The 22,384-nt window shown below is 70.2% G+C and carries 20 protein-coding genes; 12 read left to right on the top strand and 8 right to left on the bottom strand.

All coding sequences use genetic code 11. The annotated features are described in order from the left end of the window. Positions 1-12 precede the first annotated feature (12 nt). The 3 genes from BDK92_RS03060 to BDK92_RS03050 form a co-directional block, all read right to left on the bottom strand. A complete protein-coding gene (locus tag BDK92_RS03060) occupies positions 13-444 on the bottom strand; it encodes a VOC family protein (protein WP_121161552.1) in 432 nt (143 codons plus the stop codon). A gap of 154 nt (positions 445-598) precedes the next feature. Then, positions 599-805 (bottom strand): hypothetical protein, encoded by a 207-nt coding sequence (locus BDK92_RS03055; protein WP_147456891.1) that lies wholly within the window; start codon positions 803-805, stop codon positions 599-601. After that, positions 802-2,661: an amidase gene (locus BDK92_RS03050; RefSeq protein ID WP_121154380.1), complete on the bottom strand. Its 1,860-nt coding sequence runs from the start codon at positions 2,659-2,661 to the stop codon at positions 802-804. The genes BDK92_RS03055 and BDK92_RS03050 overlap by 4 nt, the downstream gene beginning before the upstream one ends. 350 nt (positions 2,662-3,011) lie before the next feature. On the opposite strand from BDK92_RS03050, the gene BDK92_RS03045 reads away from it, so the two are divergent. From BDK92_RS03045 to BDK92_RS03010, 9 genes are all read left to right on the top strand, one after another. Beyond that, positions 3,012-4,172, top strand: a complete 1,161-nt coding sequence (locus tag BDK92_RS03045; RefSeq protein ID WP_121154378.1) for a low temperature requirement protein A — start codon at positions 3,012-3,014, stop codon at positions 4,170-4,172. A 250-nt stretch (positions 4,173-4,422) separates the two neighbouring features. Further along, positions 4,423-4,563, top strand: a complete 141-nt coding sequence (locus BDK92_RS38745; protein WP_170208463.1) for a PNPOx family protein — start codon at positions 4,423-4,425, stop codon at positions 4,561-4,563. Between the two features lie 98 nt (positions 4,564-4,661). Then, positions 4,662-5,720, top strand: a complete 1,059-nt coding sequence (locus BDK92_RS03040) for an aliphatic sulfonate ABC transporter substrate-binding protein (protein WP_121161550.1) — start codon at positions 4,662-4,664, stop codon at positions 5,718-5,720. Continuing rightward, positions 5,717-6,532, top strand: a complete 816-nt coding sequence (locus BDK92_RS03035; protein WP_121154376.1) for an ABC transporter ATP-binding protein — start codon at positions 5,717-5,719, stop codon at positions 6,530-6,532. Before BDK92_RS03040 ends, BDK92_RS03035 begins: the two co-directional genes overlap by 4 nt. Further along, positions 6,522-7,403 carry an ABC transporter permease gene (locus tag BDK92_RS03030; protein WP_121154374.1) on the top strand — a complete coding sequence of 294 codons (882 nt, stop codon included), beginning with the start codon at positions 6,522-6,524 and terminating at the stop codon, positions 7,401-7,403. The genes BDK92_RS03035 and BDK92_RS03030 overlap by 11 nt, the downstream gene beginning before the upstream one ends. Before the next feature lie 28 nt (positions 7,404-7,431). Next, positions 7,432-7,932 carry an RrF2 family transcriptional regulator gene (locus BDK92_RS03025; protein ID WP_121154372.1) on the top strand — a complete coding sequence of 167 codons (501 nt, stop codon included), beginning with the start codon at positions 7,432-7,434 and terminating at the stop codon, positions 7,930-7,932. After that, positions 7,929-8,732 carry a TSUP family transporter gene (locus tag BDK92_RS03020; RefSeq protein WP_170208462.1) on the top strand — a complete coding sequence of 268 codons (804 nt, stop codon included), beginning with the start codon at positions 7,929-7,931 and terminating at the stop codon, positions 8,730-8,732. The genes BDK92_RS03025 and BDK92_RS03020 overlap by 4 nt, the downstream gene beginning before the upstream one ends. 429 nt (positions 8,733-9,161) lie before the next feature. Beyond that, positions 9,162-9,350, top strand: a complete 189-nt coding sequence (locus BDK92_RS03015) for a hypothetical protein (RefSeq protein WP_147456890.1) — start codon at positions 9,162-9,164, stop codon at positions 9,348-9,350. Next, positions 9,350-10,510: a YeiH family protein gene (locus tag BDK92_RS03010; protein WP_121154368.1), complete on the top strand. Its 1,161-nt coding sequence runs from the start codon at positions 9,350-9,352 to the stop codon at positions 10,508-10,510. Before BDK92_RS03015 ends, BDK92_RS03010 begins: the two co-directional genes overlap by 1 nt. Positions 10,511-10,582: 72 nt before the next feature. On the opposite strand, the gene BDK92_RS03005 is transcribed toward BDK92_RS03010, so the two are convergent. After that, positions 10,583-11,449, bottom strand: a complete 867-nt coding sequence (locus BDK92_RS03005; protein WP_246016759.1) for an alpha/beta fold hydrolase — start codon at positions 11,447-11,449, stop codon at positions 10,583-10,585. A 38-nt stretch (positions 11,450-11,487) separates the two neighbouring features. Next, positions 11,488-13,854: an ATP-binding protein gene (locus BDK92_RS03000; protein WP_170208461.1), complete on the bottom strand. Its 2,367-nt coding sequence runs from the start codon at positions 13,852-13,854 to the stop codon at positions 11,488-11,490. Positions 13,855-14,035: 181 nt separating this feature from the next. Between BDK92_RS03000 and BDK92_RS02995 the strand changes: the two genes are divergently transcribed. Next, the gene (locus BDK92_RS02995) at positions 14,036-15,259 is read left to right on the top strand and encodes a coiled-coil domain-containing protein (RefSeq protein ID WP_121154364.1); all 1,224 of its coding nucleotides are present in this window, start codon (positions 14,036-14,038) and stop codon (positions 15,257-15,259) included. A gap of 160 nt (positions 15,260-15,419) precedes the next feature. On the opposite strand, the gene BDK92_RS40735 is transcribed toward BDK92_RS02995, so the two are convergent. Then, positions 15,420-19,400, bottom strand: coding sequence for a CARDB domain-containing protein (locus BDK92_RS40735; RefSeq protein ID WP_121154362.1), 3,981 nt, complete (start codon positions 19,398-19,400; stop codon positions 15,420-15,422). A gap of 445 nt (positions 19,401-19,845) precedes the next feature. After that, on the bottom strand, positions 19,846-20,793 hold the full coding sequence (locus tag BDK92_RS02985; protein WP_121154360.1) for a phosphotransferase: 948 nt from the start codon (positions 20,791-20,793) through the stop codon (positions 19,846-19,848). A 70-nt stretch (positions 20,794-20,863) separates the two neighbouring features. Here BDK92_RS02985 and BDK92_RS38740 point away from each other — a divergent pair, with 70 nt between their 5' ends. Further along, on the top strand, positions 20,864-21,007 hold the full coding sequence (locus tag BDK92_RS38740; protein WP_170208460.1) for a hypothetical protein: 144 nt from the start codon (positions 20,864-20,866) through the stop codon (positions 21,005-21,007). A gap of 99 nt (positions 21,008-21,106) precedes the next feature. Continuing rightward, a complete protein-coding gene (locus BDK92_RS02980) occupies positions 21,107-21,685 on the top strand; it encodes a nucleosidase (protein ID WP_121154358.1) in 579 nt (192 codons plus the stop codon). A 34-nt stretch (positions 21,686-21,719) separates the two neighbouring features. On the opposite strand, the gene BDK92_RS02975 is transcribed toward BDK92_RS02980, so the two are convergent. Further along, the gene (locus BDK92_RS02975; protein ID WP_147456889.1) at positions 21,720-22,328 is read right to left on the bottom strand and encodes a hypothetical protein; all 609 of its coding nucleotides are present in this window, start codon (positions 22,326-22,328) and stop codon (positions 21,720-21,722) included. Between the last annotated feature and the right edge of the window lie 56 nt (positions 22,329-22,384).

Below are 22,384 nucleotides of genomic sequence, written 5' to 3'. Positions count from 1 at the left end.
TGCCGGGATCGGCTACCGGGCGAAGACCTGGCTCTCGTCGCGGAACGCCTTGAACTCCAGGGCGTTGCCGGCCGGGTCCCGCAGGAACATCGTCCACTGCTCGCCCGGCTCGCCCGCGAACCGCAGGTACGGCTCGATCACGAAGTCGACACCGGCGTCCCGGACCCGGCCGGCGAGGTCGTGGAAGTCCTCGACGGAGAGGAGCAGACCGAAGTGCGGCACCGGGACGTCATGCCCGTCGACCGGGTTGCGTCCCGCGTCGACCCGGCCGCGATCCGGTACGACGTGGGTGACCAACTGGTGCCCGTAGAAGTTCCAGTCCACCCAGGCGTCGGTCGAGCGGCCCTCGTCGAGTCCGAGCACCCCACCGTAGAAGGCGCGTACGCGCTCCAGGTCGTCGACCGGAATCGCCAGGTGGAAACCGGGACGGGAGGTCGTGGTCATCGCAGACTCCTTCGTTGTCAGAGTCATCGGCCCCAGGTCCTCGATCGCCGTGGCCAGTATCGAGCGAAGCCGACGTTGCGCGGAAGGGTAACCCGCGCCGCACGGGCCAGCGGGCCCGTGCGACGCGTTGCCGGCGTGGTAGGTCAGGCGGCGGTCAGCGGCGGGTGGCGGTACCGCCACCCGCCGTGGGAGTGGACGCCTCCTGGTGAAGGTCGTCGCCGTGGGCGTAGTAGCTCGGGCCCAGCTTGGGTCCCCACTCGACGGTGAGCACCGCCGCCGGTTCGTCGTCCGGCTCGCGCAACGGCAGGCCGGCGTTGAGCAGCGGCTGCCACTCCACGGTCAGGAACGGTCCGGTCGTCATGCCCACGCCCCCTCGGCCACCAGCGGGTCATTCGACAGCTCCGGTGGTACGACCTCCTCCGACGGGCCCGGTGGCCGTCCACGCCGTGCGTCGAAGGTCGGGTCCGGTGGCGCGGCCCGGTGGTACGCGGAATGCCGGTCCTGGTAGTCGATCGCGGCCTGCACCAGTGCCGGCTCGGAGAAGCGGGGCCCCCAGAAGGCGGCGTTGATCGGCAGCCCCTCGGTGCCGTCGTACCCGATCGGGAACGACACCATCGGCCAGGTCAACGCGTTCGGTAGCTGGTAGAACGTGCGGTAGTTCGGCAGTTGGGTGCCGCCGAACCGTGGCCCGATCCGCGCCCCGATCGGCAGCACCAGCATGAAGTCGACACCGGCCTCGTCCAGTGCGCGCTGGTAGTTGGCCTGGAGCGTACGGCGGCGACGTTCACCCTCGTCCCGGACCGCCGTCGGGATCGAACCGGCGGTGGCCGTCGCCACCGCGAAGTCGCCGAACTGCCGGCGCAGCGCCTCGGCGTTCGCCGGGTGGGTGTCGGCGAACGCCTGCACCGCCTGCCAGTAGCGGATCTCGTACCGGTTGGGGGCCAGCACCGCGGTCGCCGGCGACACCGGGTCGCCGACCGGCACCGGTAGCCGGTCGGTGGTGCGGAAGTACGGGTCGTTCTCCGGCACGGTGACGTCCAGGCCGGGGAACTCCTTCACCCGTGCCCCGAGCCCGGCGAGTTCCCGCTTGAACCGCTCGAACGCCGCCCGGTAGTCCACGTCGTAGGTACCGGCCGGCGGGGTGCCGGTCCCGCCAGCGGTCATCCAGTCGGTCTGCGGGATGCCGATGGTCACGCCGGCCAGCGGGTACCTGCCCTTGCGCGCGGCGACCGGGAGGGTGGGGAACGGGTTCGGGGCGGAGAGCGTCAGCGGGTCGGGGGCCGGGTCGGGGCCGAGGATCGCGGTCAGGACCAGCGAGGCGTCCCGCACCGATCGGGCGATCGGCCCGAGTACGTCGTATCCGGGGGAGAGGGGCATCACGCCGGCGGTCGAGACGAGACCGAGCGAGGGCTTGATGGCGCTGGCGCCGTTGGCCGAGGCCGGCATCATGATCGAGCCGCCGGTCTCCTCGCCGATGGTGGCCGCCGCCAACCGGGCGGCGGTGGCGACGCCCGAGCCCTGGCTCGACCCGCCCGGGACGAAGCGTGGATTCCAGGCGTTGCCGGCGAAGGTGCCGGAGATGGAGCCGGAGAACGCCGAGGCGATGGTGTGGCCGATGATCACCGCGCCCTGTGCGCGTAACTTGGCCACCACGGTGGCGTCCCGGTACGCCACGTTGCCGTCGTACGCGTGGGTGCCGTTCTTGGCCTCCAGCCCGCGTACGCCGACCGAGTCCTTGATACCGAAGGGGATGCCGCACAGCGGCGGCACCGACGCGTGCGATCCCTTGCGGAACAGCTTGTCGGCGGCGGCGGCCTGGGCGAGCGCGCCGTCCCGGTCGATCCGTACGAACGCGTTGTACGCGCCGTTGTCGCCGTAGGTCTCGAACGGGCCGTTGAACCGGTCGATGCGTTCCAGGTAGGCCCGGGTCAGTTCGACGGAGGTCAGCCGCCGTGCGCGGAGCAGGACGATCAGCTCGGCGATCTCGTAGTCGACGATCCTGGACCGGCGCGGGATGTCCCGCGCCGAGGGGAGCGAGTCGAGCAGTTGCGCCGACCCGTTCTGGGTGGCCGCCGCGGGCTCGGCCAGGACGAGGGTGGCCGCGGTCGCGCCGGCCAGGGCGGCGCCGCCGCCGAGGAACGTCCGTCGGCGCAGTGCGGGGTCCGGGGCGTGTTCCGGTTCGGCGGCTGTGCTGGAGGTGGCGAACTTGTCGGTCATGTGCTGGCGGCTCCTGTCTTCGGGCAGGAATGGGCACCACGCCGAGATGCCCGCCGGCTGCCGGCTGGCAGCCAGTCAAGATCCTTGCAACGCCGTCGATGCCGGGCGTTTTCGATCTCTTTTCGGCTCGGTAAACCCGGGCCGTCGCGCTGAGCCCGTCGCGCTGAGCCCGTCGCGCTGAGCCCGTCATGCTGACCCCGTCACGCTGATTCCAGGATCGTCGCCGCCGGCTCGTGGTACGACTGGCTCCGTGACGGCAGTTGCTCGACGTGGGCGCTTGACGCGCGAGCCGGTGGCCCGGACGCGGACGGTGGCCCGGACGCGGGCGGAGGCATGGAAACGGGCGGCGCATGACGACGGACAGGTACGCCGGACTGATTCGTGATCCGAATCGGCCGCAGCGGGCCACGGCCGTCGAGCTCTTCTACGATCTGGTCTACGTCTTCATGCTGGCCCGGCTCGCCGAGGCGCTGATCCACGACCTGCACCCACTCGGCGCGTACGAGACGCTGATCCTGCTGCTCGCCACCTGGTGGGTCTGGTCCTACACCAACCTCGCCACCGACACGCTGGACTCGAGCCGGCCCGCCGTGCAACTGCTCGTCATCGCGATCATGTTCGGCAGCCTGGTCATGTCGACCGCGGTGCCGGACGCGTTCGAGGGTCGTGGCCTGCTCTTCGCCTCCGCGTACGTCGGCATCCACCTCGGCCGAAGCCTCGTGCTCGCGGTGATCCTGCGCCGCCACCGGCTACGCAACCGGCCGCTGCGGGGCATCTTCTGGTTCGGCATGTCCGGCGCGATCTGGATCGCCGGGGCGTTCTCCTCCGACGGCGTACGTGTGCTGCTCTGGACGCTGGCGCTGGCGCTGGACTACCTGGGACCGATGCTGCGTTGGCCGACCCCGTGGATCGGACGCTCGCCGGCCTGGGAGTGGAACCTGGCCGGCGAACACCTGGCCGAGCGGTACCGGCAGTTCATCATCATCGCGCTCGGCGAAACCATCGTGATCACCGCCCGGACCTTCCGCAGCAGCGACTACGGTTCGCAGCGCGTGTTCGCCTTCGTCACCGCGTTCGCCACCACGGTGCTGCTCTGGTGGATCTACTTCTACCGGACCCGGGAGAAGCTGGGCAACGCCATCACCGGCTCCGCCGACCCCGGCCGGGAGACCAAATGGGCCGGGTACGCACACCTGGTCATGGTGGCCGGCGTGGTCCTCACCACGGTCGGCGACGAACTAATCATCAAGCACCCGTACGGCCCGATGCAGGAGAGCTGGGTCGCGGTGATCATCGGGGGGCCGGTGCTCTTCCTGCTCGGCCGTACGCTGCTCGGCCACGAGGTCTTCGTACACGTCGCCCGTCCCTGGGTGATCGGGACGTGCGTCCTGGTCGCCATGGCGCCCGGGATGCTCTTCCTGCCCCCGGTCGCCGTCTCCGCCACCGTCGTGGCCGTCCTGTTCGCGATCGTGCTGGCGGACGCGTTGAGCACCCGGGAGCGGCGCGGCTGACCGGCCGCGGTCGACCAGCGGCGTGTTAGGAAGGGGCCCTTCCTATGCGGAAAGCGATAACAAGGGGCCCTTCCTTACTGCGCGTGCCGGGTTGGCGCCTGGGTGCCGGGCAGGGAGAAGGTGGTGAAGGTACCGCCCGGAGCGCACTTGCCGATCAAAATCCTACTCAACAGGTAGGTTTAAGGTCCATCATGGATCCGGCTAGGTTGTCGCGGACCGGGAACGGGGCAGCTTTCCCGACGGCGTGAGCGTGGCTGACTGCGTGCTGTTCGAGCAGGTCACCACCGGTGACCACGACATCGTGCTGCTCCGTGTGTACGACCTCGGCGGTGACGTGAACATCGCGCCATTGGTCTTCCGTGCCAGCCGGACCCGCCGTCCCGAACGTTGACCGGCCGGTTCCGGTGGTACGAACGGACACTTGACCGATCCCGTTCCCGAGTCCACTCTTCCTACTTGACGAGTAGGAAAACTTGGGATTGGATGATGATGAGACGTCCCCCGTACCGCCGGCTTGGCCGGCTGGCCACCCTCGCGGTCCTGACCCCGGCGCTGCTCGGCGTCACCGCTGCCTGCGGCGGAGATGACGGCGAGGGCGGTTCTTCCGGCCCGGTGACCCTCCGGCTCGGCTACTTTCCCAACATCACCCACGCGTCCGCGGTCGTCGGGGTGGAGAAGGGAATCTTCACCGAGAAGCTGGGCGGCGACGTCAAGCTTGAGACGGCGACGTTCAACGCGGGTCCCGCCGCCATCGAAGCGATCTTCTCCGGCGCGCTCGACGCCACGTACATCGGTCCCAACCCGACCGTCAACGCCCACTCGAAGTCGAAGGGCGAGGCCGTACGGGTGGTCTCGGGTGCGGCCTCCGGCGGGGTGGCCCTGGTCGTGAAGGCGGGCATCAACTCGGTCGAGGACCTGCGCGGCAAGAAGATCGCGACTCCTCAGCTGGGCAACACCCAGGACGTGGCGATCCGCTACTGGCTCAAGGAGAAGGGCCTCACCACCAACAAGGAGGGCGGCGGCGACGTCTCGATCGTGCCGCAGGAGAACGCGCAGACCGTCGAAACCTTCGGCACCGCCATCGACGGCGCCTGGGTGCCGGAACCCTTCGTCTCCCGGCTGGTCAACGCCGGTGGCAAGGTCCTGGTGGACGAGCGCGACCTGTGGCCGGACAAGAAGTTCGTCATCACCAACCTGATCGTCAGCACCAAGTTCCTCAAGGCCCACCCGGACGTGGTGAAGCGGCTGGTCGAGGGGCAGGTCGCGGCGAACGAGTTCGTCAACACCAAGCCGGACGAGGCCCAGCAGGCGATCTCCGAGCACATCGGCAAGATCACCGGTAAGCCGCTCGACCTCAAGCTGATCAAGCAGGCCTGGCCCACGCTGCAGTTCCTCAACGATCCGATCGAGTCGTCCCTCAAGACCGGGCTCGACCATGCCGTCGCCGTGGGACTCACCCAGCCGGTCGACCTCAAGGGACTCTACGACCTGTCCTACCTCAACGAGGTACTCAAGGCGCAGGGTAAGGCCGAGGTTCCCCTGACATGACCTCCGTGACAACGGCACCGGCGAGCGCGACCGCCTCGGTCGCGCTCACCGGCGTCACCAAGGTGTACGGCGGGGGCCAGAACGCCGTCCTCGCCCTGGACCGGGTCTCACTCGACGTCGCCCCCGGTGAGTTCGTCTGCCTCGTCGGTGCCTCCGGATGCGGCAAGAGCACCCTGCTCAACCTCGTGGCCGGGCTCGACCAGGTCAGCGGCGGCCGGATCGAGATCGTCGACCGGGCCCAGGCAGCCGCGACGGCCTCGTCCCATCGGCAACGCTCGCCCGGCCTCATGTTCCAGGAGCCCGCGCTCTTTCCGTGGCTCACCGTGGAAGCCAACGTGGAGATGCCACTCAAGCTGCGCCGCGTGCCCCGGGACGCGCGCCGTAAGCGGGTCGCCGAACTGCTTGACACGGTACGCCTGGGCGACTTCGCCCGGCGACGTCCACACGAGCTCTCCGGCGGCATGCGTCAGCGGGTGGCATTGGCCCGCACGCTCGCCCTCGACACTCCGGTCCTGCTCATGGACGAGCCGTTCGGTGCGCTCGACGCGATGACCCGCGACCTGTTGCATGACGAGCTGGAGCGGATCTGGACGGAGCGCCGACTGACCGTTCTCTTCGTCACCCACAACGTACGGGAGGCGGCCCGGCTCGCCGACCGGATCGTGCTGCTCTCCAGCCGGCCCGGCCGGATCATCTACGAGACCCGGGTGACCGCGTCCCGACCCCGGCGGATCGACTCGCCCGAGGTCGCCGCGATCGCCGCCGAGGTCACCGATCGGCTACGTACGGAGGTGGGCCGCCATGGCCAGTGACACCACCACCGGCATCCGGGCCGAGGCCGAGATGATCTCCGGTCTGGACGCGTTGGCGATCGCCACCGGAGCGAAGGTGGAGAGCAGGGCACGTCGGCTCTGGAGTTCGACCTGGCCGAAGCTGGCCGCGATCGGCCTCGCCCTCGGCATCTGGCAGGTGGTCGTCTGGACCGGCTGGAAGGATCCGTGGGCATTGCCCGGTCCCGTCGCCGTCTTCGGCGACCTGGGGCCGTACCTGGTCAATCCCTTGTTCTGGCAGGGACTGGCGACGACTGCCCGGCGAGCCGTCGTCGGCTTCGCCGCCGCCGTCGCGTTCGGACTCGTGCTGGGGCTCGCGGTCGCCCGGGTCCGGATCCTGCGGGCGGCTCTCGGCTCGATGATCACCGCGTTGCAGACCATGCCGTCGATCGCCTGGTTCCCCCTGGCGATCCTCCTCTTCCAACTCAGCGAGCAGGCCATCTTCTTCGTGGTGGTGCTGGGCGCCGCGCCCTCCATCGCCAACGGCGTCATCCACGGTGTCGACTACGTTCCGCCGCTGCTGCTACGGGCCGGTCAGAACATCGGTGCCAGGGGGCTGAACCTCTACCGGTACGTGATCGCGCCGGCCGCGCTGCCCGCGATCGTGGCCGGTCTCAAGCAGGGCTGGGCCTTCGCCTGGCGCAGCCTGATGGCCGGGGAGCTGCTGGTGGTGATCGCGACGAAGACCTCGATCGGTGCGCAGCTCGTCTACGCCCGGGAACTGTCCGAGGCGGAGCGGCTCATCGCCATCATGATCGTGATCCTGGTGCTGGGCCTGCTCGTCGACACAGCGTTCGGCGCGGCGGACCGGGCCATCCGGCGACGGTGGGGCCTCCTGCGACCCCGCCGGTAAACCCCGACACCTCCCGGAGGCAGTCTTCGTGTACGTCTCAGCCCGCAGCGACTACGCCATCCGTGCCATGTTGGCGATCGCGGCCGGGAAGAACACCGATCCGACCCTTCGGGGCGGTGACCAACCCGCCACCACCGCTGGTCGCGCCGCCAGCGGTGGTGGTGAGTGGGTCACGGCCGCGACACTCGCCACCGTGCAGGAGATTCCGCTGAGCTTTCTCCAGGGCATCCTGCACGACCTGCGACGGGCCGGCCTGCTGGTGAGTCAGCGGGGCGTCGACGGCGGTTACTCCTTGGCCAGACCAGCCGCCGAGATCAGCGTCGGCGACGTACTGCGCGCGCTGAGCGGATCGCTGACCACCGTACGGGGAATGCCGACCGACGCGGCCGGCTACCACGGCGTCGCGGCCGGACTCGGCAACGTCTGGCTGGCCGTGCACGACGCGATCGAGCAGGTGGTCGACCGGACCACCCTCTCCGATCTGCTCGCACCTCATCAGCATCTCTCGCCTCCGGGCGTCTCCCGTTGACTCCAGGGGAGACGCAGGGGTGGCAACTGGGACTCGCCGTGCTGCTCGGCGCCCTCGCCGCAGCCCTCGGTACGCCGACCGGTGTCTCTGGCGGCCTGCTCCTGTTGCCGCTGCTGATGACCGTCTTCGGGCTCGGCGGTACGGTCGCGAGTGCGACCAACCTGCTGTTCAACATCGTCTCCACGCCGATGGGGATCGCGCGACAACCACGCATCGACAGCGAGTTGACGCTGTTGCTGGTCAGCTCGGCGGCGCCCGCCGCGGTGGCGGGAGTGCTGGTCAACGTGTTCCTGCTCGGTGACTCGGCGGTCTTCCGGGCGCTGGTGGCCGCATTGCTGGCCGCGGTCGCCGTCAGCATCCTGCTGCCCCGCCCCTCGGCGCCCGGTGCGCTCCCGTCGGTCGGGTGGACACCGCTGACCCGCCCGAACCGTCAGGTGATGATCCTCGTCGGCGCCGCCAGCGGCCTGCTCGGCGGCTTCTACGGGCTGGGTGGGGCGGTCCTCGCCGCCCCGGTCGCATTGCTGGTCACCGGCTGGCCGGTGGCCCGGATATCGGGTGCCGCCCTGGTCGCCACGATGGTCGTCTCGCTCACCGGGCTCGCCACCTACAGCGCCCTGAGTCTCGCCGGTCACACGGCCGTGCGTACCCCGCACTGGCCACTCGGCCTCGCGCTGGGCGTGGGTGGCGTGATCGGTGGCTATGGCGCCACCCGGTACGCAGCCAAGGTCCCCGACCGGTCACTCCGGATCGTGCTCGCGGTCCTCATCGGACTCGGCGCGGTCCGCCTCGCGCTGCTCTGAGGGTCGCACCACGACACCGGCCGCCAGCGGCGAGCCGCCTCGCCCTCGTCGTCGGTACGACCGGGATCGATTGACCGCATGGCGGAGAGGGCTTGATATTCCTATCGGATTAGTGGGAATATTGATCCGTGCTCATCGAGGTCCATCTCACCTGCCGTCGGGTCATCGACCTGATGCGGGTGGCGTCTGAGCTCTGTCGCGCGGACGACGCGATCACCCGCTGACCGACGCGCCACCATCCGCCGAGGGCACCGTCGTGGGGCTGGCCGTACGCATCCCCACATTGCCGGCGCCACTGCCCACCTGTGGCGCGGCAGCCCCTCGGCTCCGCCCGGAAAGCCGAACCGGCGCGGTGCCGGTACCGCAACAACCACTCCCCTTCCGCACCGGCCCTGCCACCGGCGGGTCGGCCGTAGCCAAAGGAACATGATGAGCGAAGAGACGCCACCACGACCTGTCCCACCGACAACGCCGACCACCACCGCACCGACCACCACCGCACCGACCGCCGCCGAGAGCACACTCGCCATCAACGAGGACTGGGCCGCGACCATCCTCGGCCTCGTACTGCTCGTCCTCGTCCTGGTCGGCTTGATCCCCACCGGGCTGGTGCCCTGATGACCACCGACGCCACACCGAAGGAGACCCGCACCGAGGCATCCGCCGTCACAGCGGACCCGACCCCCTCGACCCCGGTACGGCCCGGTCCGGCCTGGGGCTGGATCGTCCTCGGACTGCTGGTGGTGCTCGTACTGGCCGGGTCGACCCGGTACCTCGAACAGAACGTACCGGCCTTCTTCGCGGACACGGACCTGGCCGAGATCGCGGACGCGATCGAATACCCGGTCTACGCGATTCTGCTCGGCCTGCTCGGCAACGTCCTCGTCACCCTGCTCGGTGTCCGGGAGCGGATCGCCGCCGCCTTCCGGACCGAGTTCTTCATCAAAACCGGTCTGGTCCTGCTCGGCGCCTCGATCAACCTTTCGGTGATCGCCAGTGCCGCGGGTCCGGCGATCGCGCAGGCGATCCTGCTCATCAGCGGTGTCTTCCTCTTCACCTGGTGGCTCGCCGGCCGGTTGGGGCTGGACGAGAAACTGCGGGCACTGCTCGCCGCCGCCGTCTCGATCTGCGGGGTCAGCGCGGCGATCGCGGCGGCCGGGGCGGTACGGGCCAGAAGGGAGCAGCTCGCGTACACCGCCAGCCTGGTCATCCTCTTCGCCCTGCCGTCGATCTTCGTCCTGCCCTGGCTGGCCGATGTGTTCGGGCTCTCCGACGCGGTGGCCGGTGCCTGGATCGGCGGCAACATCGACACCACCGCCGCCGTCACCGCCGCGGGTGCGCTCGCCGGCGAGGAGGCGCTGCAGATCGCCAGCATCGTCAAGGTGACCCAGAACGCGCTGATGGGCGTCGTGGCGGTGGCACTCACCGCGTACTTCACCCTGCGGGTCGAGCGTCAGCCCGGTGCGACCCGTCCCGGCCTGGGCGAGCTGTGGCGACGCTTCCCGAAGTTCGTGCTCGGCTTCGTCGCCGCGTCGGTGATCGCCACCTGGTACCTCGACGTGGCGGGAGCGGACGGCAAGGAGGTCATCGGGGTGGTCAACGACCTGCGGGTCTGGTTCCTGATCCTGGCGTTTGTCAGCATCGGCCTGGAATTCCGGGTCGCCTCGCTGCGGGAGGCGGGTTGGCGGCCGATCGCGGTCTTCGCCAGCGCGACGGTGTTCAACCTGGTGCTCGCCCTGGCTCTCGCGTCGCTGCTGTTCCGCAACTTCACCGGTTGACGTTCGGGGTGGCGCGCCGCCTCGGCGATCGGGTAAGCCGATCGCCGAGGCGTCTCCCCGGCCCGGGCCGTCTCAGGCGTCGAGCATCCGGGCGATTTCGGCGGGCCGGGCCAGGTGCGGGAAGTGACCGGTGCCGGGCAGGACGGTGATGGCGATGCCGGGCAGGGTCGACTCCAGCCACTGCCGGTACGCCGGATTCGGTTCGTCGCCGGTGACGTACCGGTAGGCGATGCCGCGCGAGTGGATGGCCTTCAGGTCCCGGGTGCGGCGTTCGGTCATCTCCTCCGCCGGCGTCACGATCACCTCGTTCCAGTAGCCGAGCAGGAGGTCCTGCCGAGGTGTGGTGGCCGTCCGGACGAGTTCCCGCGCGGCCGGTGGCAGCAGGTCGATGTGCATGCCGGCGAGCATGGTCTCCCAGACCTGGTGGTAGGCGGGGCTGCGGAGCACCGGTTCGGCCTGGCGCAGCGCCTCCCCGAAGCCGCCGACCAGCAGGGGCTGGTCGATGTTGATCGCACCCCGGGTCGGATATTCGGCGGCGTAGATCGTCGCCAGCACGCCGCCGAGGGAGTGTCCGACGATGATCGGTGACTCGAGTCCGGCGTCGGTCACCGCCTCGTGGATGACCTGGGTGACCTCGTCGGTGTGGTACGAGTCGCGCCGGGGCGACCCACCGTGCCCGGGCAGGTCCAGGGTAAGTACCCGGCGGCCCGGGTCAACGGCCTCCAGTTCACGCAGGAGCGGCTCCCACTGGCGGCGGTCGTAGCTGAGCCCGTGCACCAGGACCAGGGGCGGTCGCTCGTCGGCGCTGCCGTACGTGTCGCCGGCCAGCTGGCCGAAGTACCGCTGGTGTGCGTCACTCATGTCGTCTCCCTTGCCGAAGTGGTCACCCAGGAGGCGTAACTCCGGTGCGTACAGGTTGTACGTGGTGGGGGTCACCACGCGGGCTGGAGCTTATCGGACCTGTTGGGTGGTTTGTGCTACACGCTCCACCGGGTCGGGCCGCCCGGAGCCGGCTGGTACCGGAACTGCCGCCCGGTGCGCAGTGAGGCCCTCAGGTGGGCGCCGGCCAGTGGTGCGGCGGACTCGACCCGCTTGACGGTGGACCAGAGCGTGCGGGTGGCGTTGACCCGGGCACGTTCGGCCTCGCTGGCGTGAACGCGGGGCCGGCCACCGAGCCCGCTGGCCCGCCGTAGCTCGGCCACCAGGGCGGCCCGCTCCGACTGGGTGGCCGCCGCCCGTTCGACGTCGCCGGCCCGGTCGGCCGCGTCGAGCTGCTCCTCCAGAGTCGCCAACCGTCGCCGGTACGCGGCGCAGGCGGCATCGTCGAGCACCACGTCCCCGTCCGGCACCCGCAGGCCGGTGCCACCCGCGACGAGGTCCAGCGCGGCGATTTCCTGCCCCGGTGCGGCGAGCAGGGTGCGCAGGTACCGGACCCCCTGGCTGTCGCGCAGGCGGGCCGTTTCGGCGCCGGCGTCGAGCCGCCAGTCCTCACCCTCGCGGGTCAGCCGCCACTCGTCCGCGGGCGGGGTGAGTGTGGCCAGCAGGCCGATCATGCCGAGCCGCTGCGCGATCGAGCGGGCCCGGTCGAGATCGTCGTCGACGCGGGCCCGGTCCTCGACGCCACCACCGTGTCCGCCGAGCACGCCGGCCCGGACGACCAGCGTGGCGGCGAGCCAGGGCAGGGCGCCGATCCGTCGCTCCAGGGCGATGGCGCTGTCCAGATGGGACAGTGCCTGGTCGGGCCGGCCCAACCGGGTGGCGAGCCGGCCCAGGTAGTCGTCGACCGGGCCGGTGATCGTGTTGGCGCCACCCCAGACGACCAGCCGCCCCTGGTAGGGCAGGAGCGCCTCGTACAGGGCCTGCGCGGACGCCGGTTCGCCGAGCCGGGCGGCCACCATGGCCAGGTCGGCCAGGGCTCCTACCCAGCGAGGCCCGGATCCGGAGAGTACGGCCGGCAGCACCCGCTCCAGTTCGAGTGCCGCCTCGACGTCGCGACCGGACTCGGCCAGGGAACGAGCGGCGGTCGCCTCGAAGAAGTGCCCGGGCAGTCGCCGGGCGAGGATCTGCAGGTCCTCGGCGCTCGACCCGATCGCGCCCCGGATCATCCCGATCCGCCCGTACAGCGACGCGACCAGGCGGTCGGTGTCGTTCAGCCCGGCCTGACGGCCACGTACGCCCACCTCCGCCGCGAGCGTCGCCGCCACGTCGAGCCGGCCGCGCACCGTCGCCAGCATCGCCTGGCGGGCCAGCACGACCACCGCCGCCTCGGCGTCGCCGGCCAGTTCGCCGGCACGGGCGTAAGCCGTGAGCGCCGCCTCGGCGGCTCCCAGGTCACCCAGCTCGGCGAGCGCGACGAAGCGCCAGAACAGCCCGCGTCGTTCCACCATGGCGTCGCCTGCCCGCCGCGCCTGCGTCACGATCTCCGAGGCGGTGGCGAGGCGTTCCTCGGCGGCGGCCGGGTCCCAGAGCGCGTGCAGCCGGCAGTCGAGCACCGCGGCGACCGTGCCGGGACTGCCGGTCATCCGGGCCAGGGCCAGCGCCTCGTCGACCAGCTCGCGGCGGCGCGCCCCGGCCGACGGGTCGCCGAGCAGTTCGCGGGCGAGCCGGGCCAGGACCAGGGCCCGGACGGCCGGTGGCAGCGGGCTGGCGGTGGCGGCCTCCAACAGGCGGATCAGACCCAGGTCGAGGTCGAGGAACTCGGCTCGGGACGGCGTGGTCAGTGCCAGGTGGATGACGGCGTCGGCGGGGGAGTCGAGCCCGGTCACCTCAGCGGCGAGGTCGACGGCGGCACCGGGCAGACCGGCCGAGGCGAGCCACACCGCGTGTACGGCGGCCGGGGGCAGCTCGGGTAGCAGGTCGGCGAGTTCCGGTTCCGTCAAACCGCTCAGCCGCAGCTCCGGGGCGAGTCCGAGGGGATGTTCGGTCGTCGCGAGCAGCACGGTCGCGCCGGATCGGAGTCGGGAGCCGAGCAGGGTCAGGAACGCCACGGAATGTGCGCCGGCCCGGTCGAGGTCGTCGACCAGGAGCAGGCGGGGGCCGCCTCGGGCGATCGCCTGTGCGGCGCGGTCGAGATCCCGGGGCCCGGCGTCGGGTGGCAGTTCCTCCGCTCCGAGGTCGCGGAGTAGCTGGTCCCAGAGGAGCAGCCCGGAGTCGACACCGGTCCCGGCCGTACGGAGCACCGTCATTCCCCGGTTACCGGCCAGGGTCGCGGCCGCGTCGACCAGCGCCGTCTTGCCGGCCCCGGTGGGCCCGCTCAGCACGAGATGCCCGCCGACTCCCGCCTGCGCCCGGTCCAGCAACTGTTCCACCGCGGCGAGTTCGCGCCGGCGTCCGATCAGGGCCACCCGCCCAGCGTACGGGCGGCATTTGCGCCGACGCGCCGGCATTGCGCCGATAGGTGCCGGCTGCCGAGTCACCGGTGGCATTGCGTCGCAACGAGGGGGCGGTATAGTCCGCCGGTTGAGCCGTGTCCCGGCGGCGTGCCCGTACGCCGGCACTGGGCTTCTATCGCATGGAGGATGGCGGATGTCGCAAGCCGAGCAGCTGTTCGATGGTCGCGAGGACTCGAACTCGCGGCCGAGCTTTGAGACCACGCTGCGCGGTTACGACAAGCGGCAGGTGGACCAGTACGTCTTTCAGGCGAACAGCCAGAGCGCGAAGCTCGCGGCCGAACGCGAGCAGGCGTTCGGCCACATCAAGAACCTGACCGCACACATTCAGCAGTTGCAGACGGAGCTGGCGGAGTTGCGCGAGCGGCCACCGCAGTTCGACCGGGCCTCGTTCCGGGAGTTGGGCCCGATGGTCGACCAGATCCTGGCCCTGTCCGAGAAGCAGGCTGAGGCGATCGTCAACAACGCCGCCCAGCGGGCGTCCGAGCACCAGGCCGAGGCGGAGCGGGTGCTGGTCGACGCCCATGAGCAGGCCGAGAAGCTGAAGGCCGACGCTGAGGCGGTGCAGGAACGCGCCGTCGAGGAGGCACAGCGGATCAGCGAGCAGAGCGCCCGGCAGATCGAGAACGCCCGAGCCGAGTCCGAGGCGATGGTGGAGGCCGCGCGTACGCAGGTCCAGCAGGAGGTCGACGCGGCCCGCTCGCAGACCCAGCAGGAACTGGCCCAGTGGAAGGCCAACGTCGAGCGGGAGATCGTCGAGCGGCAGTCCGCCGCGGAGTCGGAACTCGGTCGTTGGCGCACGATGATCGAGCAGGAGAACACCGCGCTCCAGGCCGAGGTGCAGCAGTACTCGGCCGACCTGCGCCGTCGGGCCGACGAGCAGGCCGCCGCCCACGAGCAGCAGTTGGCCCTGGTGCAGAAGGAGATCGAGGCCCGGCAGCAGGCGGTGTCCCAACTGCACGCCGCGCAGGAGACCGCGGAGCAGCAGCTCGCCCAGTCGCGCCAGGAGCGGGCCATCGCGGAGCGGGATGTCGCCCAGTTGCAGCATCGTCTCGGTGAGGTACGCCAGGAGCTCAGCACCGAACTGAACCGGCTGAACGAGGCCCGCCAAGCGGCCGATTCCGCCGAACGGCACGCCGTCGAGGTGCGGGCCCGGGTGCAGCGTGAGGCGAAGCGGGTGGCGGACCGGGCGGCGGCCGCGGTGATCGCCGCCGCCGCGATCAGCGCCGAGACCGGCGAGTACCGGATGATCGCGGTCCCGCCGGAGGTGAACCGGATCGCCAGCGAGGTGGCCGAGGCGGTGCACGACGAGGTGGCCCCGGAGCCGCAGGCGACGATCGGCGACAACCACCGGTTGTAGGCGGCCCGGGCCGGTGATCCGCTCCGGTCGGGCCGGTCCCGGTGTGGTTCCCGACGGGCGCGGCCCAGGTCGCGCCGCGCGGCGTGCCCCCCACGGTGGTCCTGCCACCGGGAAGCACGCCGCGCGGCCGGGTGTACGCACCCGAGCGTGGTCGGACGGGTTAACCGCCCGTGATGACGAAGCTCGACCCGGGTTGCGTCACGATGTTGCCGGTGGCCGAGTTGGTGATGGTCACGTTGGTCAACGTCGCGCTGCCCCGGGCGCCGCTCATGGCGAGAATGCCGGCACCGTTGTTGGATCTGTCGATCCGTACGTTGGTGACCGCCACGCCCGGCACGTTGCCGCCGCCGGTCTTGAACTGGATGCCGTCGTACGTCGAATCGATGATGTCGGTGTCGCGGATGGTGACACCGGGGATGTCCCGGGTCGCCGCGAAGAGCGTGATCGCACCGAACTCCTGGTCCTCGTTCCAGAAGGCGCCGCCGGTGCGGTAGAGCCCGTTGTTCGCGATCAGCGTCTGCCCGGAGAAGGGCAGCGGGTCGTGGTCGGTCGCGAGCATGATGCCCGGGTAGTTCATCGTGTCGTAGATCAGGTTGTTCTCGATCTTGTTGCCGTAGCCGCCGTAGATCGCGATGCCGTTCGCCCGCCAGGGCAACTGGATGGTGTTGTTGACGAACTGGTTGTCGTGCGCGATGTCCACCGACGGGTCCTTCACGTACCGGTTCGCCCAGACCGCCAGCGAGTCGTCACCGGTGGTACGGAACGACGAGTTGAACACCCTCGAGTTCCGGGTCCCGTTGGTGAAGTTGATGCCGTCGGCGTACGTGTCGCGGATGCGCATCCCGCTGAACTCCAGCCCGTCGGCCGGTCCCCACAGGTCGGGGATGTTGTCGAAGTCCCGACCGACCCAGACCCCGACGTTGGCGTGCTCGATCCAGACGTTGGTGATCCGGGTGTTCTCACCGAACCGCCCGTTCAGTCCCACGCCGCCCTCGGCGCCACCGGGGCCGCCGCGGATCCGGCCCGAGCCGAAGATGGCGATGTCGGAGATCTGGGTGTTGTCGTCGATGTCGAACCCGAAGTTGCCCTCGTGCGGGTGGTTGATGCCGCCCACGGCGAGGTGCGGTTCGGTCAGCGTGTAGAGCTGGGAGTGCCACATGCCGGCACCCCGGATGGTGACGTTGCTGATCCCGACCTGGTTGTACTGTCCCCGGTTCAGCGGGTCGTCGGTCAGGATCTTCTTCTCCTGCCGCCACTGGCCCGCCGGGATCCAGACACAGCCGATCACACCGTTCTGGTCGTCGGTCACCGCCCGTTGGATGGCGTCGGTGTCGTCGATCCCGTCGTTCGCGACCGCACCGTACGCGGTGATCGAGGTGCAGCCGGCCGGCTGGGTCGTCGCCGGCGCCACCTGCTCCAGGTCGATGAAGTCGATGATGTAGAACGACGCCGTGTCGCCCGAGTCCCGTTGCAACTTGAACCGGGTGCCGGCCGGGTACGACTGCGCGAGCAGCGCGTGCGCCTCGTCGAAGAGCCGCCGGGCGTCGCCCTGGGGCGTGTTGGTCAGCCCTTCCGGATCGTCGGTGCTCCCGTAGAGCCAGCTGTGGCGGGAGGAGAGCGTCAGCTTCTGGGCGAAGACGTCGTTGACGTACAGGCTGATGCTGGCCTCGATGCCCCCGCCGCCCGCCGCGTCCGGGATGGAGTTTCGCACCACGATCGAGTTGGCGGCGTTGGTCGAGGTGAACTCGACGAACTGTCCGGTGGTGTTGAGTCGTACGGACTTGCGGCCCGAGGACTCGGTGGCGAAGTTGGTGTGCCCGAAGGTACGCAGCGGATCGGTCTCCAGCAGGGCGCCCTGGTACCTGGCCGTCTCCGCCTCGTACGAGGTCCACGGCACCGCGGCGCCGCGTCCCACCACGATCGACTGGGTGAGGACGTTGTTGGACTCGTTGGTCTCGGCGACCACGTTGGTCGCGTCGGCGGTGGCGGTGATGGTGGCGCCACCGCTGGTGGCGGTCCAACTGCCGGTGATGGCCACGTTCGTGGTCGAGCCGGCGGCGATCGACGGGGTGTTGGTGTTGAGCGTGGTCCCGCCCACCGCCAGCCGGGTCACCGTGGTCGCGCCACTGGCGCCGGTCCCACGGTTGTTCACCGCGACGGTGAACGTGACCGCCGCGCCGACGGCCGGGTTCGGCGGATTCGAGGTGACGCCGAGGACCTGGAGGTCGGGGCCGGGTGCCTGGGTCACCACCAGCGGCGAGGGCGCGGTGAAGGTGTTGTTGCCGTTGTTCTGTTCCACGACGGTGTTGGTCGGGTCGACCACCGACGAGACGCTGTAGCTGCCCATCGGCCGGGTCCCGGCGTTGTACGAGACGGTGGTCGAGGCGCCGGCGTTGAGGCCGATGACCGGCGCGCTGCCGACCACCACGCCGCCCAGGTTGAAGTTGACCGTGGTCGCCCCGGCAGACGCCGAGCCGATGTTCTGGACCGTGGCGGAGAGGGTGATCGCGCTGGCCTCGCTCGGCGTGGCGGGCGTCCAACTGGTCGAGGTGACGACCAGGTCGGGGTTGGGTGCCGGCGTACCGCAGACCTCGAGTTCGGCGACCTGGCCGGACGGGGCGCCGGTGTTCGAGTTGAACCGTAGCTGCACGTCCGCGGTGGTGGCGGCGACCGGGATCGCCACCACGTTGTTGCCCTGGACGAACTGGTAGCTGGCCGCCGACACCAGGTTGGTGTAGGTGGTCGAGGCCTGGTCACGGCCGAGAATCTGGAAGTTCTGGGTACGGGTGCCCCAGGCGGGGTCCGGGTTCAGCTTGACGGTGACCGTGTTGACGACGTGGTTGGCGCCCAGCGCCACGGTCAGGTTCTGCGGGTACGTCGGCGCACCCTCCCAGTACGTGCCGAGCTGGCCGTCGTTCGCCTTCTCCGGGGTGAAGGTGAAGGTGGAGCCGGTCGCCGTCATGGTCTTGCCGGCGGCGACGTTGGTGCAGGCCGGGGGCTGCGTGCCGGTACGGGTGACGGTGTTGCTGTTGCCGGAGAGGTTGCCGGCGACGTCACGCGCGCGGACGTAGTAGGAGACGGTGGCCGTCGGCGGCTGGTTGTCCTGGTACGTGAGGACGGTGCCGAGGGTCGCGACCAGGCTCCCGCCCCGGTAGACGTTGTACCCGGCCAGCCCGCTGCCACCGGCGTCGGTGGAGGCGCCCCAGTTCAGGGTGATGGTGTTGCCGGAGGTGCTCTGCGACAACGCGCCCGGGGTGGTCGGCGGGGTCGTGTCGCCGCCGCCGCTGCCGGTACGGGTGACGGTGTTGCTGTTGCCGGAGAGGTTGCCTGCGACGTCACGCGCGCGGACGTAGTAGGAGACGGTGGCGGTGGTTGGCTGGGTGTCGGTGAACGTGGTCACGTTGCCGATCGACGCCACCAGCGAGCCGTCGCGGTAGACGTTGTAGCCGGCCATGCCGCTGCCGCCCGCGTTGTCGGTCGACGCGCCCCAGTTGAGGGTGATCGCCGTGCCCGACTGGGTGTGGGAGAGGGTGCCCGGAACACTCGGCGCGGTCGTGTCGGCGCCACTGTCCGGTGCGTAGACCTCGAGTTCGGAGAGTTGACCGGCCGGCCAGCCGCTGTTGGCGGTGATGTTGATCCGTACGTAGCGGGCGGTGCTCTGGCCGAAGGTGATCGTGACCGAGTTCCCGGCGACGGCCGGGTTGAAGGTGTACGTCTGCGACGGGGCCAGGTCGGAGTAGGTGGATCCGTTGGTGCTGCCCCGGACGCTCAACGTCTGGGTACGGGTGCCCCAACCGGAGGTCGGCAGCTTCAGCACCACCCGGTTGACCGTCACGGCGGAGCCGAGGTCGACCTGGAGCCAACCCGGGAAGGAGTTGTTGACGCTCTCCCAGTAGGTGCCCTGGTTGCCGTCGACGGCCCGGGACGAGTCGTAGACGTCGGCGTGGCCGCTCTGCTGGGTGGGCCGGCCCTGGGCGAGGTTGCCGGGCACGTCCAGGGCGTTGATCGGGGCGGCGGCTGTCTGCTCGAACGGGTGGTCGGGTCGGCCGGCCGCGTTGGCGACGGCCGCCCACCCCATGGTGGTGATCATGGCGGCGGCGACTGTCGTCGCCACCATCCTGACCAGGTTCGTTCGTCTCATGACTGTCCTTGTCGCGTGGAGGGACGGGTTCCGCGCGGCCTGTGTCCACGGGCGCGGGCGTGGTTCGGTGCGGCGCCGGTCGATCCGCGATGGGCGCGCGGGACCGGACGGATGGGGGAGGGGAGCGGGCGGGTGGGGCGTGCCCGTGCGGTCGGCCCGGGACGGGTGGGACCGCTGGTGGGAGTTACCAAGCCGTCAGCATCACCGGGCCTCTCCGGAACGGGGAGAAACACCGTCAGGGAGCGGCCCTGCGGGAAATTTCAATCAAGAGCGGAGAAGCAAGCAAAGCTTTGTCAAAATCTTGCATCACTTTGGCCGAATGTTACCGATGCGCTACGGGCACGTCAATACTTCGATGCCTGCTCCATTGACTGCCCCGGATGCGCTGCGATCAGCCTCCGCTGGCCCGGTCCCCTCAGGGGCGCCGGTATGACAATCGGGGGTCTCAGACGGTCCGGGGTACGCCCGCCGCGATCCAGTGTCGGATCTGCTCCGCCGCCTGGTCCGCGACCGGGTGCCCGAGCGGGCGGGTAACCAGGTCGCTGAGTGCGAACATGTCCAGCACCCGCCCCAGATAGCCCCATTCCTCAGGCACCGCGAGGTCGGCCGGTTGGTGCTCGGCGAACGCGGTCCGGAACCCGTCGAGGAACCGGGCGGGATAGTCGGCGCCGAACCGCGCCATGTTCGCGGCGTCGCCGTACGGACATCCGGAGTAGCTGAACTCCCAGTCCAGGACGGCATCCACCCGCCATCCGCCCGATGCCGGGCTGACCAGGATGTTCTTGGGATTGATGTCGGAGTGCACGAGCCGGGAGTGGTGGTCGACCTCGACGAGCGCCGGTGCGTGTACGGCGCAGAGGTCCACCCACGCCTGCTTGGTGGCGCGGTCGAGGCGGGCGTCGGCGGTGCCACCCATGCAGGCGGCGGCGAACTCGGGCAACTGCGCCGACCAGGGGTGTTCATCCTGGACGATGAGCTGCTCGTCGGTGAAGAAGCCCGGCCGGTCGAACCTCGCCGAGCTGATGCCGGCGACCACCCGTCCCACCTCGGTGCCGAGTTCACCCATGCCGGAGCCACCGGAGTCGCTCGCCGCGAGCACCTGGCTGAGCGGCGTACCGGCCACATGTTCGATGACCATGGCCGGCCGGGCGCCGTCGCTGAACGTCCCCGGCGGCACGACGAGCAGCACCTGCGGCACCGGGGCGTACCGGCGGGCCACGCGCATGACCGCGGCTTCGAGCATCGGATCCGGTCCGCCGAGCCGCGCGACGACCTTGCCGTCGGTGAGGGTGACCAGCCAGGTCGAGTGGGAGTAGCCGCCGGCCAGGGGAGCGGTCGCCACCACCGTGCTACCCAGGGCGGTGGCGATGCCGTGAATCTCCTCCGTGCGCATCGGACCAGTAAACCCCAGTGCGACGGCGGCAGTGTTGCCCCGTCCGGGTCCGGGCACCACCCGTGGCAGGATGCGCGGACGGATCGGCGAGCCCGACGACCTCGCGGCGCTGCTCTTCACCTGCGTGGGCGTGCCCGAGTACGTGGGCCGGCGCGGGGGAGCGCCGGGTGCACCGGCCCGGTTCCGCCCGGTTGTCCCCCGGCTTGTCGACTAGTTTCGGGATCAACCGGGACGATCCCTCGTCGGAGATTCGCACCATGGTCATCGTCACTCTGGTTCGAGCCGATACTCGGACCGGCAGTACCGTTGCCGCGTGGAACTTATTGGGGAGATCTCCGCCGACCGACCCCTGCTCGTGTTGGCCGTCAAGGAGGAAGCGCAGTTCCTCGACACGACCCTGCCGATCCTGCTCACCGGCATGGGCAAGGTCAACGGGGCGATCGCGCTGGCGACCGTACTGGCCCGTGGGGCGCGCCCGTCCGGCATCGTCAACCTGGGCACCGCGGGCGCGCTGCGGATGGGGCTGACCGGCACCCACGTCATCGGCACGGTGATCCAGCACGACCTGGCCAGCGACGTGCTGCGTACCCTCACCGGCGAACTTGTCGGGCAGCCGCTGACACTTGTCGACGCCGATGGTCCGACCCTGGCGACCGGTGACGCGTTCATCGCCGATGACGCCACCCGGGACCGGTTGGCCGTTCGCGCGTCCCTGGTGGACATGGAGGGGTACGCGATCGCCGCTGCCGCGCAGGAGGCCGGTGTGCCGCTGCGGATCGTCAAGCATGTCAGCGACGACGCGGGCGACGGCGCCGCACGCACATGGCGTGAGACGGTGGCGGAGTGCGCCCGCGCCCTCGCGGACTGGTCCGCGCGGAACATCCCGGCCTAGGTTCCTGTCTCGCGGACCATCGGCGCGCGGCTGGTCAGGAGGACGAGAAGTACACGTCGCAGATTTTCCAGCCCTGCTCGTCAACCAGCCCGAACTGCCCCACCTCGGGCGACTCCTGCCGCTTGCCGAACGGATCGAGCGCGGTGAAGTAGACCTTCAACGAGGCGTTCGCGCCGAGAATCCTCTCGTCGGCTACCCGCCACTGCGGCTCCGCGTCCGCCCGATTGAGGGTCTGCCCCAGACCCTTCCACTGTTCGTAGTAGGCGTTGCCGGACAGGTAGTGGGGGCGTTCCCGTTGGCAGATGTAGAGGCCGATCTCGGTGAGGTTGCCTGCCTTGGCCGCGAGGAGAAGCCGATCCGTCACCTCGGTTGGGCTCGGCGAGTTGGCGGCGGCCGACCGGGTCGGCGGTGGCGGTGACGACGGCGGTGGGTCGTCCTGGATCTGCCAGGCCCAGGTGAGCAGCGCGACGACCACCCCGGCCCCCGCGAAATAGACGCCCCACCTGGTCCATCTGTCGACACCGGCGGGTGGTCCCTGTCTCGCCGGACCGGGAGTGGGAGTGACCACTCCGGACCGCGCAGGAGCCGTCTCGGCAACAGGGCCGGTGCCGGAGCCCTCCGGCACCTCCTCTTTCGCGCCCACGTCTCGCCCCTAGATTCGTGTCGACACCTCGCCCTCAAGCATATGGACATCTGCCG

The organism is Micromonospora pisi (genome assembly GCF_003633685.1).
GTDB lineage: Bacteria > Actinomycetota > Actinomycetes > Mycobacteriales > Micromonosporaceae > Micromonospora_G > Micromonospora_G pisi.
This window is presented reverse-complemented; position numbering and strand designations above follow the sequence as displayed.